The organism is Streptomyces sp. JN8 (assembly GCF_055808075.1).
This window is the reverse complement of record NZ_CM147852.1, coordinates 3,534,841-3,549,607: the sequence shown is the minus strand read 5'-3', so window position 1 is coordinate 3,549,607 and position 14,767 is coordinate 3,534,841. Positions and strand designations below refer to the sequence as shown.

Genomic DNA, 14,767 nt, shown 5'->3' with positions numbered 1-14,767 from the left:
AGAACCACTCCACAGGAGGACCCAGTGGCGAAGGCGAAGTTCGAGCGGACTAAGCCGCACGTCAACATCGGCACCATCGGTCACATTGACCACGGTAAGACGACCCTCACGGCCGCCATTACCAAGGTGCTGCACGACGCGTACCCGGACCTGAACGAGGCCTCGGCCTTCGACCAGATCGACAAGGCTCCCGAGGAGCGCCAGCGCGGTATCACGATCTCGATCGCGCACGTCGAGTACCAGACGGAGTCGCGTCACTACGCGCACGTCGACTGCCCGGGTCACGCTGACTACATCAAGAACATGATCACGGGTGCCGCGCAGATGGACGGCGCCATCCTCGTGGTCGCCGCCACCGACGGCCCGATGCCGCAGACCAAGGAGCACGTGCTCCTGGCCCGCCAGGTCGGCGTTCCGTACATCGTCGTCGCCCTGAACAAGGCCGACATGGTGGACGACGAGGAGATCCTGGAGCTCGTCGAGCTCGAGGTCCGTGAGCTCCTCTCCGAGTACGAGTTCCCGGGCGACGACCTTCCGGTCGTCCGTGTCTCGGCGCTCAAGGCGCTCGAGGGCGACAAGGAGTGGGGCGAGAAGCTCCTCGGCCTCATGCACGCGGTGGACGAGTCCATCCCGCAGCCCGAGCGTGACGTCGACAAGCCGTTCCTGATGCCGATCGAGGACGTCTTCACGATCACCGGTCGTGGCACCGTCGTCACCGGTCGTATCGAGCGTGGTGTCCTCAAGGTCAACGAGACCGTCGACATCATCGGCATCAAGACCGAGAAGACCACCACCACGGTCACCGGCATCGAGATGTTCCGCAAGCTGCTCGACGAGGGCCAGGCCGGTGAGAACGTCGGTCTGCTCCTCCGTGGCATCAAGCGCGAGGACGTCGAGCGCGGCCAGGTCATCATCAAGCCGGGTTCGGTCACGCCGCACACCAGCTTCGAGGCCCAGGCCTACATCCTGTCGAAGGACGAGGGTGGCCGTCACACCCCGTTCTTCAACAACTACCGCCCGCAGTTCTACTTCCGTACCACGGACGTGACCGGCGTCGTGACCCTCCCCGAGGGCACCGAGATGGTCATGCCGGGCGACAACACCTCCATGACCGTCGAGCTGATCCAGCCCGTCGCCATGGAGGAGGGCCTCAAGTTCGCCATCCGTGAGGGTGGCCGGACCGTCGGCGCCGGCCAGGTCGTCAAGATCAACGCCTGATCGTTGATCTGACCTGGTAGCTCCACGAGCTGCAGCAGAAGGCCCCGCACCTTTCGGTGCGGGGCCTTCTCGCATGTCCGCGCGGATCCCGGGGCCTACGGCCGCCAGCTCCACGGGTGCCCGTCCGGGCCCAGGCCCACCACCGTCGGTCCGGCCTCGCCCAGGTGCAGGGCCGCCGAGACTCCCGGTGCCCCGTCCGCGCGGGTCCGCACCCGGTCACCGGTCCGCACCCGGACCCGGCCGTCCTCGCCGGTGCCCAGGAGGACCGTCCCCCGTGCGGCGGACCGCGCGGCGACCACGCCGCCGAAGCCGTCGAGCCCCGTGTCCCCTCCGGGGCCGAGGAGTGCCCCGCTCGCCGGGCGCCGGTAGTAGAGGTCGCCGCCGACGGCCGCCACGGTGGATCCGGAGCGCGGCAGCGGGTCCGTCTGCTCGATCCCGTCGACCCAGTGCCGTACGGACTCCCGACCCGCCGCGTACAGGTGGGTCCGGCCGGTCCCGTCGACCGAGGCGGCGAGTCCGTCCTGGACCTCCGACGTCCCGGGGAGCGTCCGCCAGGGGCCCCAGCCGCCGTCCGCGGCCCGCACCCGGGTCGAGACGTTCCGGTCGGCGTTCCGCACGAAGAGGTGGACCCGGCCGTCCGGGGCGGCCACGGGCACCGGCGCACCGACCCGGCGGCCCCGGTCGTCCGTGCGCTCCGGGTTCCCGAGGCCCCGCCAGGCCAGGAACGGGCCGCCGGGGGAGCGCTGCTCCAGGAGCACGAGCTCGCGCCGGTTGCGTCCGCCGTGACCGTCGATCGCGGAGAACCGCACGCCGAACAGCAGCACCCTGCCGTCGTCGAGCACCGCCGAGCCGAGGGCGGGCGCCAGCGGCCCGCCGCCGAGGTCCGCCGGCTCGCTCCAGACGCCGGGCGCGGTCTCCCGCCAGCGGACCGCGCGCAGCCCGAGCACCCCGTAGGCGGCGAGCCGGCCGTCCGGCTGCTCGGCGAGGGCCGGCCCGGCGGTGGGCCAGCGGTGGTGGGTGGAGCGGACCCAGCCCTTGCGGTTGGTGAGGGGCCGCTCGCCGCCCACGCCGTAGTCGCCGCAGCCCGAGGGGTTGCCGCACTCCCAGGAGGGGTCCCCGCCGTACGGGACGAGGCGGGCGGCCTTCGCCGCGAGGAGCCGGGGAGGGAGGTTCTTGGGCCAGTGCCGGTTGTAGTAGCCGCGGAACGCGGTCGTCGTGAACGCCGGTATGGGTTCGCCGTCCCGGACGGCGTCCGCGACCCAGCGGCTCATCGCGGCCCAGGTGAAGGACGCGACGGCTGTGTGGTCGCCGTGGTCCGAGTAGCCGGGCTGCTCCGAGTCCCGTCTGCGGGTGGCCTCGTCGCTGAGCTGGATGTCCGGGTCGGGGTCCAGGGTGTGCACGACGGTGGGCCGGTAGCGGGCGAGCAGCCCCACGAGGACGCCGACCAGCTGGTCGTAGTCGTAGGTGTCGGAGCGGGTGACGGGCGACCCGGCCGACAGGTGGGTCCGCAGCTCCAGGGCGCGGTCCTGCCAGAGGGCCGGCAGGGCCATGTAGCGCCGGTTCGTGTGCATCGGCAGGTTGAGGAAGACCAGCTCGACGCGGCGGCGGCCGCGGTCGAGGGTGTCGATCTCGGCCCGGCGGCCCCCGGGGAGGGTGAGCACCCGGCGCCGCCAGGGCGTGAACAGCGGCAGGCCGAGCGCCGCCGCGTAGGACTGGCGCAGGCCCTGGTGGCGGGCCGAGGAGTAGGCGGCGCGGTCCGGGGGAGTGTCCGGCATCCCCGCGACCCGGTTGCGGCCGGTGTGCTCGCCGGCGGTGACGTACACGGAGACGAGCGGGACCCCGGCGTCGAGGAGGCGCTGGCTGTCCGGGTTCATGAAGTACAGGTCGTCGTCCGGATGGGCGGCTATCTGCAGGAGCAGCGCCCGCCTGGTGCGCGCGGAGGCGATGGGCTTGCCGGGCGCGGGGTCGGCGGTCGGCGCGGTCCTGCGCGGCTCCGGTACGGAGCACCCTGCGGCGGCCGTGGTGACGGCGAGGGCTGCGGCGAGAACCGTCCGCCGGCGGGGTGCTGTGGTCACGTGGGCGGTCCGTCCCCTGGGCAGTGCGGTCCCCGGTAAGACGAACGTTCGAAGTCTGGGGTTGTGTGCGGACAGGCCCGCGACTGGCAGGATGCGGCCACCGGAAGAAGATCTTCGAAAAGCGTCGCCGGTCATGTCGAGGACCGGACGCCGGTTCCGACCGAGGGGTGACAGCACGCCACAGGGGCGCGCGGGACGGGGAGGACGACCACCATGAAGTACGTCGCGATGATCTACGGGAACCAGGCCAAGTGGGACGCCTTCCCCGCCGAGGCCTGGCCCGAGGCGATCGCCCGGCAGGAGGCCTTCAACAGGAAGTACCGCGAGAGCGGCGAGCTGATCGGCGCGTACGGCCTCGCGGACGCGGCCGCCGCCCAGCTCGTCCGGCGCGTGGACGGCGTCCCCGCGGTCACCGACGGCCCGTACCTGGAGACCAAGGAGTACCTGGCCAGCTTCTACCTGCTCGACTGCGACGGCCCGGAGCGGGCCCGGGAGATCGCCGCGGACATGCCCTTCGCGGACGTCGACCCGGTGGAGCTCTGGCCGGTCCTGCACGAGTCAGCGGCGGACGTGTGACCGGCACCGACGGGATCGAGGACCTGCTGCGCACGTACGCGCCGCAGGTCCTCGGCGTCCTCGTGCGGCGGTACGGGACCTTCGACACCTGCGAGGACGCCGTCCAGGAGGCCCTGATCGCGGCGGCCCGCCAGTGGCCCGAGGAGGGCGTCCCCGACAACCCGCGGGGCTGGCTGGTCACCGTCGCCGCCCGCCGGCTCGTCGACCAGGTGCGCAGCGAGGCCGCGCGGCGCCGCCGCGAGGACTCCCTGGCCCTGGCCACGCCGGCCTCGGAACTCCTGGCGCACGCCGCCGACGAGGAGCCCGGGACGGACCGGGACGACTCGCTGTCCCTGCTGTTCCTCTGCTGTCACCCCGAGCTCTCCCCGCCCAGCAGGGTCGCCCTCACTCTGCGGGCCGTCGGCGGCCTCACCACCGGGCAGATCGCGGCCGCCTTCCTGGTGCCCGAGTCGACGATGGCGCAGCGGATCAGCCGGGCCAAGCAGACGATCCGGGAGGCGGGCGGCTCCATGGCGCTGCCGCCGGGGGAGGACCGCACGGCCCGGCTCGCCGAGGTCCGGCACGTGCTCTACCTGATCTTCAACGAGGGGTACACGGCGAGCGGCGGGGACCGGCTGACCGCGCCCGAGCTGTCCACCGAGGCGATCCGGCTCGGGCGGCTGCTTCACCGGCTGCTGCCCGAGGACACCGAGACGGCGGGGCTGCTGGCGCTGATGCTGCTCACCGACGCCCGCAGGCCCGCGCGCACGGGCCCGCACGGCGAGCTGGTGCCGCTCGCGGAGCAGGACCGGGGGCGCTGGGACGCCGGGCTGGTGGCGGAGGGCGTCGAGCTGATCAGCCGCACCCTGCCGCACGGCCGGATCGGCCCGTACCAGCTGCAGGCGGCGATCGCGGCCGTGCACGACGAGGCGGAGAGCGCGGGGGACACCGACTGGCCGCAGATCCTCGCCCTCTACGAGCTCCTGGAGCGCACCGGTCCGAACCCGATGGTGACGCTCAACCGGGCGGTCGCCGTGGCGATGGTGGAGGGGCCCGCGGCCGGGCTCGCGGTGCTGGACGGACTGGCCCGGGACAAGAGGCTCGCGCGGCACCACCGGTTGCTCGCCACCCGGGCCCATCTGCTGGAGCTGCTGGGGGAGCGGGGGCCCGCGGCGGAGGCCTATCGGGAGGCCGCGCGGCGGACGACCAGCGCTCCGGAACGCCGCCATCTCACCGAGCGGGCCCGGGACTTGGGGTGAGGCGACGGGGGCGCCAGGGGAGGGCGCGTGCGCCCCGGCGCATGGCAGGACGTGACGTGGGGTACAGTCTTCGATCCCGATTGGCGGCCGGATGGCCCCGTATGGCAGACTGTCGGGGTTGCTCGGTTGAGTGCCGATGCTGCGCGCCTCCCGTCGGGAGGACCGGAAGCGAGTCCCACAGTACTCGTCGCTCCTTCTCAGGAGCGGACGTACGGGAATCTTCTGGGAAGCGTCAGCGGGGTGCCGACCAGGCGCCCGGTGGGTGTCCTGCCCCCGGCCTGCGGTCATGGCGACCGTGCCCCCTTGGTTGGGAAATCCTTAGGGATTTCTGCGTAGAGGGAGTGCGACACGCCCGACCGCGTGGGTCGGAGACACGACAACGCTTCTCCGTGAGCGAAGCCGATCGGGTTCCAGAGCGTTACGAGACAAAGGACTACTAGTAGCCATGGCGGGACAGAAGATCCGCATCCGGCTCAAGGCCTACGACCACGAGGTCATCGACTCCTCGGCGAAGAAGATCGTCGAGACGGTGACCCGCACTGGTGCGTCGGTCGCGGGCCCGGTGCCGCTGCCCACTGAGAAGAACGTGTACTGCGTCATCAAGTCGCCGCACAAGTACAAGGACTCGCGCGAGCACTTCGAGATGCGCACGCACAAGCGCCTCATCGACATCCTCGACCCCACGCCGAAGACGGTCGACTCGCTCATGCGACTCGACCTGCCGGCGGGCGTCGACATCGAGATCAAGCTCTGAGGTGACGCGCGAGATGGCTAAGAACATCAAGGGCATCCTGGGCGAGAAGCTCGGCATGACGCAGGTCTGGGACGAGAACAACCGGGTCGTCCCGGTGACCGTCGTCAAGGCCGGCCCGAATGTCGTGACCCAGGTCCGTACGAACGACGTCGACGGCTACGAGTCGGTCCAGATCGCCTTCGGCGAGATCGACCCGCGCAAGGTGAACAAGCCCCTCAAGGGCCACTTCGCCAAGGCCGACGTCACCCCGCGCCGCCACCTGGTGGAGCTCCGCACCGCTGACGCCTCCGAGTACACGCTCGGCCAGGAGATCACCGCCGAGGTCTTCGAGGCCGGCGTGAAGGTCGACGTCACCGGCAAGAGCAAGGGCAAGGGCTTCGCCGGTGTCATGAAGCGCCACAACTTCCGTGGTGGCAAGGCGTCGCACGGTGCCCACCGCGTGCACCGCAAGCCCGGTTCCATCGGTGGCTGCGCCACCCCGGGCCGTGTCTTCAAGGGCATGCGCATGGCGGGTCGCATGGGCAACGAGCGTGTGACCACCCAGAACCTGACCGTCCACGCCGTTGACGCCGAGAAGGGTCTGCTGCTCATCAAGGGCGCCGTCCCCGGCCCCAACGGTGGCCTCGTCCTGGTCCGCACCGCGGCCAAGGGGGTTTGAGGAACCGATGAGCACCATTGACATCCTTTCGCCGGCAGGCGACAAGACCGGGACCGTCGAGCTCCCCGAGGAGATCTTCGGCGCCAAGGTCAGCGTTCCGCTGATCCACCAGGTCGTCGTCGCGCAGCTGGCCGCGGCCCGTCAGGGCACGCACAAGACCAAGACCCGTGGCGAAGTCCGCGGTGGTGGCAAGAAGCCTTACCGCCAGAAGGGCACCGGCCGCGCCCGTCAGGGTTCGACCCGCGCCCCGCAGTTCGCCGGTGGTGGCGTCGTGCACGGTCCCGTGCCGCGTGACTACTCGCAGCGGACCCCGAAGAAGATGAAGGTCGCCGCTCTCCGTGGTGCCCTCTCGGACCGGGCCACCCACTCCCGCATCCACGTCGTCTCCGGCGTGGTCGAGGGTGAGATCTCCACCAAGGCCGCGAAGACGCTGTTCGGCAAGATCTCGGAGCGCAAGAACCTGCTCCTGGTCGCCGAGCGCTCCGACGAGGCCGCGTGGCTGTCCGCTCGTAACCTGCCCCAGGTGCACATCCTGGAGCCGGGCCAGCTCAACACGTACGACGTGATCGTCTCCGACGACGTGGTCTTCACCCAGGCCGCCCTCGAGTCCTTCGTGTCTGGCCCCCAGACCGCTGAGACCGAAGGGAGCGACGCCTGATGACTGAGGCCGTCGTCACCAGCAAGACCTTCTCGGACCCGCGCGACATTCTCGTCAAGCCGGTCGTCTCGGAGAAGAGCTACGCACTGCTGGACGAGAACAAGTACACGTTCATCGTCGCGCCTGGCTCCAACAAGACCCAGATCAAGCAGGCCGTCGAGGCGGTCTTCTCGGTCAAGGTCACCGGGGTCAACACGATCAACCGCCAGGGCAAGCGCAAGCGCACCAAGGCCGGTTTCGGTAAGCGCAAGGACACCAAGCGCGCCATCGTGACCCTTGCCGAGGGCAACCGTATCGACATCTTCGGCGGTCCGACCGCCTAAGGGCGGTCTGGATCGTCCGGAATCGGACGAGGACTGAGAAATGGGAATCCGCAAGTACAAGCCGACTACGCCGGGCCGTCGTGGCTCCTCCGTAGCCGACTTCGTCGAGATCACGCGGTCCACGCCGGAGAAGTCGCTGGTCCGCCCCCTGCACAGCAAGGGCGGCCGTAACAACACCGGTCGTGTGACCGTCCGTCACCAGGGCGGTGGCCACAAGCGCGCCTACCGCGTGATCGACTTCCGTCGTCACGACAAGGACGGCGTGCCGGCCAAGGTCGCTCACATCGAGTACGACCCCAACCGCACCGCGCGCATCGCGCTGCTCCACTACGTGGACGGCGAGAAGCGCTACATCATCGCCCCCAAGGGTCTGACGCAGGGTGACCGCGTCGAGAACGGCCCCGGCGCGGACATCAAGCCCGGCAACAACCTGGCGCTCCGCAACATCCCGGTCGGTACCACGATCCACGCGATCGAGCTCCGTCCCGGTGGTGGCGCCAAGTTCGCCCGTTCCGCGGGTGCCTCCGTGCAGCTGCTGGCGAAGGAGGGCACGATGGCCCACCTTCGTATGCCGTCCGGTGAGATCCGTCTCGTCGACGCCCGCTGCCGCGCCACGATCGGCGAGGTCGGCAACGCCGAGCAGTCGAACATCAACTGGGGCAAGGCCGGCCGTAAGCGCTGGCTGGGCGTTCGCCCGACCGTCCGCGGTGTGGCGATGAACCCGGTCGACCACCCGCACGGTGGTGGTGAGGGCAAGACCTCCGGTGGTCGCCACCCGGTCTCCCCGTGGGGTCAGAAGGAGGGTCGTACTCGTTCGCCGAAGAAGGCTTCGAACAAGTACATCGTCCGCCGCCGCAAGACGAACAAGAAGCGCTAGGAGCGGGTTTAGATGCCGCGCAGTCTCAAGAAGGGACCCTTCGTCGACGGCCACCTCGTCAAGAAGGTGGACGCCCAGAACGAAGCCGGTACCAAGAACGTCATCAAGACCTGGTCCCGTCGCTCGATGATCATCCCGGCCATGCTCGGCCACACGATCGCGGTGCACAACGGCAAGACCCACATTCCGGTGTTTGTCACCGAGTCGATGGTCGGCCACAAGCTCGGCGAGTTCTCGCCGACGCGCACCTTCCGGGGTCACGTGAAGGACGACCGGAAGTCGAAGCGCCGCTAGTAGCGGGGTGGAATGACCATGACAGACACTGGAAGGACAACCATGGAAGCCAGGGCCCAGGCGCGGTACATCCGCGTCACGCCCATGAAGGCCCGCCGCGTGGTGGACCTTATCCGTGGCATGGACGCCACGGAGGCTCAGGCGGTCCTGCGTTTCGCCCCGCAGGCCGCGAGCGTGCCGGTTGGCAAGGTGCTGGACAGCGCCATCGCCAACGCTGCACACAACTACGACCACACCGACGCCTCTTCGCTGGTCATCAGCGAGGCGTACGTGGATGAGGGCCCGACCCTGAAGCGGTTCCGTCCGCGTGCCCAGGGCCGTGCCTACCGGATCCGTAAGCGGACCAGCCACATCACCGTGGTCGTCAGCAGCAAGGAAGGAACCCGGTAATGGGCCAGAAGGTTAACCCGCATGGGTTCCGGCTCGGCATCACCACGGACTTCAAGTCCCGCTGGTACGCCGACAAGCTGTACAAGGACTACGTCAAGGAAGACGTCGCCATCCGTCGGATGATGACGTCCGGCATGGAGCGCGCCGGCATCTCGAAGGTCGAGATCGAGCGCACCCGTGACCGCGTGCGGGTGGACATCCACACCGCGCGTCCCGGCATCGTCATCGGCCGCCGTGGCGCCGAGGCCGACCGCATCCGCGGCGACCTCGAGAAGCTCACGGGCAAGCAGGTCCAGCTGAACATCCTCGAGGTCAAGAACCCCGAGATGGACGCCCAGCTGGTCGCCCAGGCCGTTGCCGAGCAGCTCTCCTCCCGCGTCTCCTTCCGTCGCGCCATGCGTAAGAGCATGCAGGGCACGATGAAGGCCGGCGCCAAGGGCATCAAGATCCAGTGTGGCGGCCGTCTCGGCGGCGCCGAGATGTCCCGCTCGGAGTTCTACCGCGAGGGCCGCGTGCCCCTGCACACGCTCCGCGCGAACGTCGACTACGGCTTCTTCGAGGCCAAGACGACCTTCGGCCGCATCGGCGTGAAGGTCTGGATCTACAAGGGCGACGTCAAGAACATCGCCGAGGTCCGCGCCGAGAACGCCGCGGCCCGTGCGGGTAACCGCCCGGCCCGTGGTGCCGGCGCTGGCGACCGCCCGGCCGGCCGTGGTGGCCGCGGTGGCGAGCGTGGCGGCCGCGGCCGCAAGCCGCAGCAGCAGTCCGCGCCGGCTGCCGAGGCCCCCAAGGCCGACGCTCCCGCCGCCGCTGCCGCTCCGGCTGAGAGCACCGGAACGGAGGCCTGACCGAAATGCTGATCCCCCGTAGGGTCAAGCACCGCAAGCAGCACCACCCCAAGCGCTCGGGTATGAGCAAGGGTGGTACGCAGGTTGCGTTCGGCGAGTACGGCATTCAGGCCCTCACGCCGGCGTACGTGACCAACCGCCAGATCGAGGCGGCTCGTATCGCGATGACCCGCCACATCAAGCGTGGCGGCAAGGTCTGGATCAACATCTACCCGGACCGCCCCCTCACGAAGAAGCCCGCCGAGACCCGCATGGGTTCCGGTAAGGGTTCTCCCGAGTGGTGGATCGCGAACGTCAAGCCGGGTCGGGTGATGTTCGAACTGTCCTACCCGAACGAGAAGATCGCGCGCGAGGCCCTGACCCGTGCGGCCCACAAGCTGCCGATGAAGTGCAAGATCGTGAAGCGCGAAGCAGGTGAGCTGTGATGTCGGCCGGTACCAAGGCGTCCGAGCTGCGCGAGCTGGGCAACGAGGAGCTTCTCAACAAGCTCCGCGAGGCCAAGGAAGAGCTGTTCAACCTCCGCTTCCAGGCGGCGACCGGTCAGCTCGAGAACCACGGTCGGCTCAAGTCCGTCCGTAAGGACATCGCCCGGATCTACACCCTGATGCGTGAGCGCGAGCTGGGCATCGAGACGGTGGAGAACGCCTGATGAGCGAGAGCAACGTGACTGAGAAGACCGAGCGCAACGCTCGCAAGGTCCGCGAGGGCCTGGTCGTCAGCGACAAGATGGACAAGACCGTCGTCGTCGCTGTCGAGGACCGCGTCAAGCACGCGCTGTACGGCAAGGTCATCCGCCGTACGAACAAGCTCAAGGCTCATGACGAGCAGAACGCTGCCGGCATCGGCGACCGCGTCCTCCTGATGGAGACCCGGAAGCTGTCCGCCACGAAGCACTGGCGCGTCATCGAGATCCTCGAGAAGGCCAAGTAATTCTTGAAGGGGTAACCCTTCGAGTTCGTTCCGCCAGGCTCGGCCGGGGCTTCCTCGTGAAGCCCCGGCCGGGAACCGGCAGACAAATCAGGAGATAGACGTGATCCAGCAGGAGTCGCGACTGCGTGTCGCCGACAACACTGGTGCCAAGGAGATCCTTTGCATCCGTGTTCTCGGTGGCTCGGGTCGCCGCTACGCGGGCATCGGTGACGTCATCGTCGCCACCGTCAAGGACGCGATCCCCGGTGGCAACGTGAAGAAGGGTGACGTCGTCAAGGCGGTCATCGTTCGCACCGTCAAGGAGCGCCGCCGCCAGGACGGCTCGTACATCCGCTTCGACGAGAACGCCGCTGTCATTCTCAAGAACGACGGCGACCCTCGTGGCACCCGTATCTTCGGCCCGGTCGGCCGTGAGCTGCGCGAGAAGAAGTTCATGAAGATCATCTCGCTCGCGCCGGAGGTGCTGTAAGCATGAAGATCAAGAAGGGCGACCTGGTCCAGGTCATCACCGGTAAGGACAAGGGCAAGCAGGGCAAGGTCATCACGGCCTTCCCCCGTGAGAACCGCGTCCTCGTCGAGGGTGTCAACCGGGTCAAGAAGCACACCAAGGCCGGCCCGTCGCAGGCCGGTGGCATCGTCACGACCGAGGCTCCGGTCCACGTCTCCAACGTCCAGCTGGTCGTGGAGAAGGACGGCAAGAAGGTCGTCACGCGTGTCGGTTACCGCTTCGACGACGAGGGCAACAAGATCCGCGTTGCCAAGCGGACGGGTGAGGACATCTGATGGCTACCACCACTCCGCGTCTCAAGACGAAGTACCGCGAGGAGATCGCGGGCAAGCTGCGTGACGAGTTCTCGTACGAGAACGTCATGCAGGTTCCCGGCCTCGTGAAGATCGTGGTCAACATGGGTGTCGGCGACGCCGCCCGTGACTCGAAGCTGATCGACGGTGCGATCCGCGATCTCACCACGATCACCGGTCAGAAGCCGGCCGTCACCAAGGCCCGCAAGTCCATCGCGCAGTTCAAGCTGCGTGAGGGTCAGCCGATCGGTGCGCACGTCACCCTCCGTGGCGACCGCATGTGGGAGTTCCTGGACCGCACCCTGTCGCTCGCGCTTCCGCGCATCCGCGACTTCCGCGGCCTGTCCCCCAAGCAGTTCGACGGCCGTGGCAACTACACCTTCGGTCTCACGGAGCAGGTCATGTTCCACGAGATCGACCAGGACAAGATCGACCGTGTCCGGGGTATGGACATCACCGTGGTGACCACGGCGACCAACGACGACGAGGGCCGTGCCCTTCTGCGTCACCTCGGCTTCCCGTTCAAGGAGGCGTAAGCGAGATGGCGAAGAAGGCTCTCATCGCGAAGGCTGCCCGCAAGCCCAAGTTCGGCGTGCGTGGCTACACGCGCTGCCAGCGCTGTGGTCGTCCCCACTCCGTGTACCGCAAGTTCGGCCTGTGCCGCGTGTGCCTTCGTGAGATGGCTCACCGTGGCGAGCTGCCGGGCGTGACCAAGAGCTCCTGGTAACTCCCTTCTGTCCATAGGACGTTAGGGATTACCTGAGACTCTCGGTAAGCATTGGGTCGGCGGAGGCCCACCCCCGCATGCTTTAGGCTTGTGGGGTTGGGCGTCCGCCGCCCGTACGACTTACTACGCCGTAGGTCCCCGCGCCGCACCCGTCCCGCCCCTGTGTGGGGAGAGGGATGGCGCATACAGGAAACCCCGGCGAGAGAGGCCGAAGGCCAATTCATGACCATGACTGATCCGATCGCGGACATGCTGACTCGTCTGCGTAACGCGAACTCGGCATACCACGACTCCGTGACGATGCCGCACAGCAAGATCAAGTCTCACATCGCGGAAATCCTCCAGCAGGAGGGCTTCATCACGGGCTGGAAGGTCGAGGACGCCGAGGTCGGCAAGAACCTCGTCCTCGAGCTCAAGTTCGGTCCGAACCGTGAGCGCTCCATCGCGGGCATCAAGCGGATCTCGAAGCCCGGTCTCCGGGTTTACGCGAAGTCCACCAACCTGCCGAAGGTCCTCGGCGGCCTGGGCGTGGCGATCATCTCCACGTCCCACGGTCTCCTGACCGGCCAGCAGGCAGGCAAGAAGGGCGTAGGTGGGGAAGTCCTCGCCTACGTCTGGTAGTCGGGAACGGAGGAATAGCTAATGTCGCGTATTGGCAAGCTGCCTATCCAGGTTCCCGCCGGCGTGGACGTCACCATCGATGGCCGCACGGTCACGGTCAAGGGTTCCAAGGGCACCCTGACCCACACCGTCGCCGCTCCGATCGAGATCGTTAAGGGCGAGGATGGCGTGCTCAACGTCAACCGTCCGAACGACGAGCGTCAGAACAAGGCCCTTCACGGCCTGTCCCGCACGCTGGTGGCCAACATGATCACCGGTGTGACCCAGGGTTACGTGAAGGCGCTCGAGATCAGCGGTGTCGGTTACCGCGTCGCCGCGAAGGGCTCCAACCTGGAGTTCCAGCTCGGCTACAGCCACCCGATCCTGGTCGAGGCGCCCGAGGGCATCTCGTTCAAGGTCGAGTCGCCGACCAAGTTCTCGGTCGAGGGCATCGACAAGCAGAAGGTCGGCGAGGTCGCGGCGAACATCCGCAAGCTGCGGAAGCCCGACCCGTACAAGGCCAAGGGCGTCAAGTACGCCGGCGAGGTCATCCGCCGCAAGGTCGGAAAGGCTGGTAAGTAAGCCATGGCATACGGTGTGAAGATCGCCAAGGGCGACGCTTACAAGCGTGCCGCCAAGGCGCGCCGCCACATCCGCATCCGCAAGAACGTGTCGGGTACGGCGGAGCGTCCGCGCCTCGTCGTGACGCGTTCGAACCGTGGTATCACCGCTCAGGTCATCGACGACCTCAAGGGTCACACCCTTGCGTCCGCGTCGAACCTGGACGCGTCGATCCGCGGTGGCGAGGGTGACAAGTCGTCGCAGGCCAAGCAGGTAGGGGCTCTCGTCGCCGAGCGCGCCAAGGCCGCTGGTGTCGAGGCTGTCGTGTTCGACCGTGGTGGCAACAGGTACGCCGGGCGCATTGCCGCTCTGGCTGACGCCGCCCGCGAAGCCGGGCTGAAGTTCTAAGCCCCGGTTCCGGGACTAACGGACGTAACAGAGAGAGGTAAATCCAATGGCTGGACCCCAGCGCCGCGGAAGCGGTGCCGGTGGCGGCGAGCGGCGGGACCGGAAGGGCCGCGACGGTGGCGCTGCCGCCGAGAAGACCGCGTACGTTGAGCGCGTTGTCGCGATCAACCGCGTCGCCAAGGTTGTCAAGGGTGGTCGCCGCTTCAGCTTCACCGCGCTGGTCGTGGTGGGCGACGGTGACGGCACCGTAGGTGTCGGTTACGGCAAGGCCAAGGAAGTTCCCGCGGCCATCGCCAAGGGTGTCGAGGAAGCCAAGAAGAACTTCTTCAAGGTTCCGCGCATCCAGGGCACCATCCCTCACCCGATCCAGGGCGAGAAGGCCGCGGGCGTCGTCCTGCTCAAGCCGGCTTCCCCCGGTACCGGTGTCATCGCCGGTGGCCCGGTGCGCGCCGTGCTCGAGTGCGCCGGCGTTCACGACATCCTGTCGAAGTCGCTCGGCTCCGACAACGCGATCAACATCGTGCACGCGACCGTGGAGGCCCTCAAGGGCCTGCAGCGTCCCGAGGAGATCGCGGCTCGCCGTGGTCTGCCCCTCGAGGACGTCGCCCCCGCGGCTCTGCTCCGTGCACGTGCCGGGGCGGGTGCGTAATGGCTCGCCTCAAGGTCACGCAGACGAAGTCGTACATCGGCAGCAAGCAGAACCACCGCGACACCCTGCGTTCGCTCGGCCTCAAGAAGGTCAACGACGTGGTTGTCAAGGAGGACCGCCCCGAGTTCCGCGGAATGGTGCACACCGTCCGCCACCTCGTGACGGTCGAGGAGGTTGACTGA

At 68.2% G+C, this 14,767-nt stretch carries 24 protein-coding genes; 23 read left to right on the top strand and 1 reads right to left on the bottom strand.

The window, feature by feature from the left end:
- The first annotated feature begins 24 nt into the window (after window positions 1–24).
- A complete protein-coding gene (gene tuf, locus ACY0MR_RS15380) occupies window positions 25–1,218 on the top strand; it encodes an elongation factor Tu (RefSeq protein ID WP_055598867.1) in 1,194 nt (397 codons plus the stop codon).
- A gap of 95 nt (window positions 1,219–1,313) precedes the next feature.
- On the opposite strand, the gene ACY0MR_RS15375 is transcribed toward tuf, so the two are convergent.
- Window positions 1,314–3,293, bottom strand: coding sequence for a PIG-L family deacetylase (locus tag ACY0MR_RS15375; protein ID WP_473561200.1), 1,980 nt, complete (start codon window positions 3,291–3,293; stop codon window positions 1,314–1,316).
- A gap of 213 nt (window positions 3,294–3,506) precedes the next feature.
- On the opposite strand from ACY0MR_RS15375, the gene ACY0MR_RS15370 reads away from it, so the two are divergent.
- The 22 genes from ACY0MR_RS15370 to rpmD all read left to right on the top strand — a co-directional run bounded on the left by ACY0MR_RS15370 (window position 3,507) and on the right by rpmD (window position 14,767).
- A complete protein-coding gene (locus ACY0MR_RS15370) occupies window positions 3,507–3,869 on the top strand; it encodes a YciI family protein (RefSeq protein WP_073910651.1) in 363 nt (120 codons plus the stop codon).
- The gene (locus ACY0MR_RS15365; RefSeq protein WP_388792708.1) at window positions 3,866–5,107 is read left to right on the top strand and encodes an RNA polymerase sigma factor; all 1,242 of its coding nucleotides are present in this window, start codon (window positions 3,866–3,868) and stop codon (window positions 5,105–5,107) included. The genes ACY0MR_RS15370 and ACY0MR_RS15365 overlap by 4 nt, the downstream gene beginning before the upstream one ends.
- Before the next feature lie 445 nt (window positions 5,108–5,552).
- Window positions 5,553–5,861, top strand: a complete 309-nt coding sequence (gene rpsJ / locus ACY0MR_RS15360) for a 30S ribosomal protein S10 (RefSeq protein ID WP_003948644.1) — start codon at window positions 5,553–5,555, stop codon at window positions 5,859–5,861.
- 13 nt (window positions 5,862–5,874) lie between these two features.
- Window positions 5,875–6,519 (top strand): 50S ribosomal protein L3, encoded by a 645-nt coding sequence (gene rplC / locus ACY0MR_RS15355; protein WP_361847362.1) that lies wholly within the window; start codon window positions 5,875–5,877, stop codon window positions 6,517–6,519.
- A 7-nt stretch (window positions 6,520–6,526) separates the two neighbouring features.
- Entirely contained in the window at window positions 6,527–7,177 is a 651-nt protein-coding gene (gene rplD, locus ACY0MR_RS15350) for a 50S ribosomal protein L4 (RefSeq protein ID WP_030318655.1), read from the top strand.
- A complete protein-coding gene (gene rplW / locus ACY0MR_RS15345) occupies window positions 7,177–7,500 on the top strand; it encodes a 50S ribosomal protein L23 (RefSeq protein WP_024755407.1) in 324 nt (107 codons plus the stop codon). The genes rplD and rplW overlap by 1 nt, the downstream gene beginning before the upstream one ends.
- Before the next feature lie 40 nt (window positions 7,501–7,540).
- Window positions 7,541–8,377 (top strand): 50S ribosomal protein L2, encoded by an 837-nt coding sequence (gene rplB, locus ACY0MR_RS15340; protein ID WP_030208986.1) that lies wholly within the window; start codon window positions 7,541–7,543, stop codon window positions 8,375–8,377.
- A 12-nt stretch (window positions 8,378–8,389) separates the two neighbouring features.
- Complete coding sequence (gene rpsS, locus ACY0MR_RS15335) at window positions 8,390–8,671, top strand: 30S ribosomal protein S19 (RefSeq protein WP_015035577.1); 282 nt, start codon at window positions 8,390–8,392, stop codon at window positions 8,669–8,671.
- 42 nt (window positions 8,672–8,713) lie between these two features.
- Window positions 8,714–9,061 carry a 50S ribosomal protein L22 gene (rplV, locus tag ACY0MR_RS15330; RefSeq protein ID WP_004571827.1) on the top strand — a complete coding sequence of 116 codons (348 nt, stop codon included), beginning with the start codon at window positions 8,714–8,716 and terminating at the stop codon, window positions 9,059–9,061.
- A complete protein-coding gene (gene rpsC, locus ACY0MR_RS15325; protein ID WP_017239578.1) occupies window positions 9,061–9,909 on the top strand; it encodes a 30S ribosomal protein S3 in 849 nt (282 codons plus the stop codon). Before rplV ends, rpsC begins: the two co-directional genes overlap by 1 nt.
- 5 nt (window positions 9,910–9,914) lie before the next feature.
- On the top strand, window positions 9,915–10,334 hold the full coding sequence (rplP, locus tag ACY0MR_RS15320; protein ID WP_015035580.1) for a 50S ribosomal protein L16: 420 nt from the start codon (window positions 9,915–9,917) through the stop codon (window positions 10,332–10,334).
- Window positions 10,334–10,558 carry a 50S ribosomal protein L29 gene (gene rpmC, locus ACY0MR_RS15315; protein ID WP_017239580.1) on the top strand — a complete coding sequence of 75 codons (225 nt, stop codon included), beginning with the start codon at window positions 10,334–10,336 and terminating at the stop codon, window positions 10,556–10,558. The genes rplP and rpmC overlap by 1 nt, the downstream gene beginning before the upstream one ends.
- Window positions 10,558–10,839, top strand: a complete 282-nt coding sequence (gene rpsQ, locus ACY0MR_RS15310; RefSeq protein ID WP_015035582.1) for a 30S ribosomal protein S17 — start codon at window positions 10,558–10,560, stop codon at window positions 10,837–10,839. Before rpmC ends, rpsQ begins: the two co-directional genes overlap by 1 nt.
- A 100-nt stretch (window positions 10,840–10,939) precedes the next feature.
- The gene (gene rplN, locus ACY0MR_RS15305; RefSeq protein ID WP_003956455.1) at window positions 10,940–11,308 is read left to right on the top strand and encodes a 50S ribosomal protein L14; all 369 of its coding nucleotides are present in this window, start codon (window positions 10,940–10,942) and stop codon (window positions 11,306–11,308) included.
- Window positions 11,309–11,310: 2 nt separating this feature from the next.
- The gene (gene rplX / locus ACY0MR_RS15300; protein ID WP_015035583.1) at window positions 11,311–11,622 is read left to right on the top strand and encodes a 50S ribosomal protein L24; all 312 of its coding nucleotides are present in this window, start codon (window positions 11,311–11,313) and stop codon (window positions 11,620–11,622) included.
- Complete coding sequence (gene rplE, locus ACY0MR_RS15295) at window positions 11,619–12,176, top strand: 50S ribosomal protein L5 (RefSeq protein WP_361847418.1); 558 nt, start codon at window positions 11,619–11,621, stop codon at window positions 12,174–12,176. Before rplX ends, rplE begins: the two co-directional genes overlap by 4 nt.
- Before the next feature lie 5 nt (window positions 12,177–12,181).
- A complete protein-coding gene (locus ACY0MR_RS15290; protein ID WP_003948630.1) occupies window positions 12,182–12,367 on the top strand; it encodes a type Z 30S ribosomal protein S14 in 186 nt (61 codons plus the stop codon).
- A 222-nt stretch (window positions 12,368–12,589) separates the two neighbouring features.
- The gene (gene rpsH / locus ACY0MR_RS15285) at window positions 12,590–12,988 is read left to right on the top strand and encodes a 30S ribosomal protein S8 (RefSeq protein ID WP_015035585.1); all 399 of its coding nucleotides are present in this window, start codon (window positions 12,590–12,592) and stop codon (window positions 12,986–12,988) included.
- A gap of 21 nt (window positions 12,989–13,009) precedes the next feature.
- The gene (gene rplF, locus ACY0MR_RS15280; RefSeq protein ID WP_148005764.1) at window positions 13,010–13,549 is read left to right on the top strand and encodes a 50S ribosomal protein L6; all 540 of its coding nucleotides are present in this window, start codon (window positions 13,010–13,012) and stop codon (window positions 13,547–13,549) included.
- Window positions 13,550–13,552: 3 nt separating this feature from the next.
- A complete protein-coding gene (gene rplR, locus ACY0MR_RS15275; RefSeq protein ID WP_352188391.1) occupies window positions 13,553–13,936 on the top strand; it encodes a 50S ribosomal protein L18 in 384 nt (127 codons plus the stop codon).
- Window positions 13,937–13,982: 46 nt separating this feature from the next.
- Window positions 13,983–14,585 carry a 30S ribosomal protein S5 gene (gene rpsE, locus ACY0MR_RS15270; RefSeq protein ID WP_015035588.1) on the top strand — a complete coding sequence of 201 codons (603 nt, stop codon included), beginning with the start codon at window positions 13,983–13,985 and terminating at the stop codon, window positions 14,583–14,585.
- On the top strand, window positions 14,585–14,767 hold the full coding sequence (gene rpmD / locus ACY0MR_RS15265; protein WP_015035589.1) for a 50S ribosomal protein L30: 183 nt from the start codon (window positions 14,585–14,587) through the stop codon (window positions 14,765–14,767). The genes rpsE and rpmD overlap by 1 nt, the downstream gene beginning before the upstream one ends.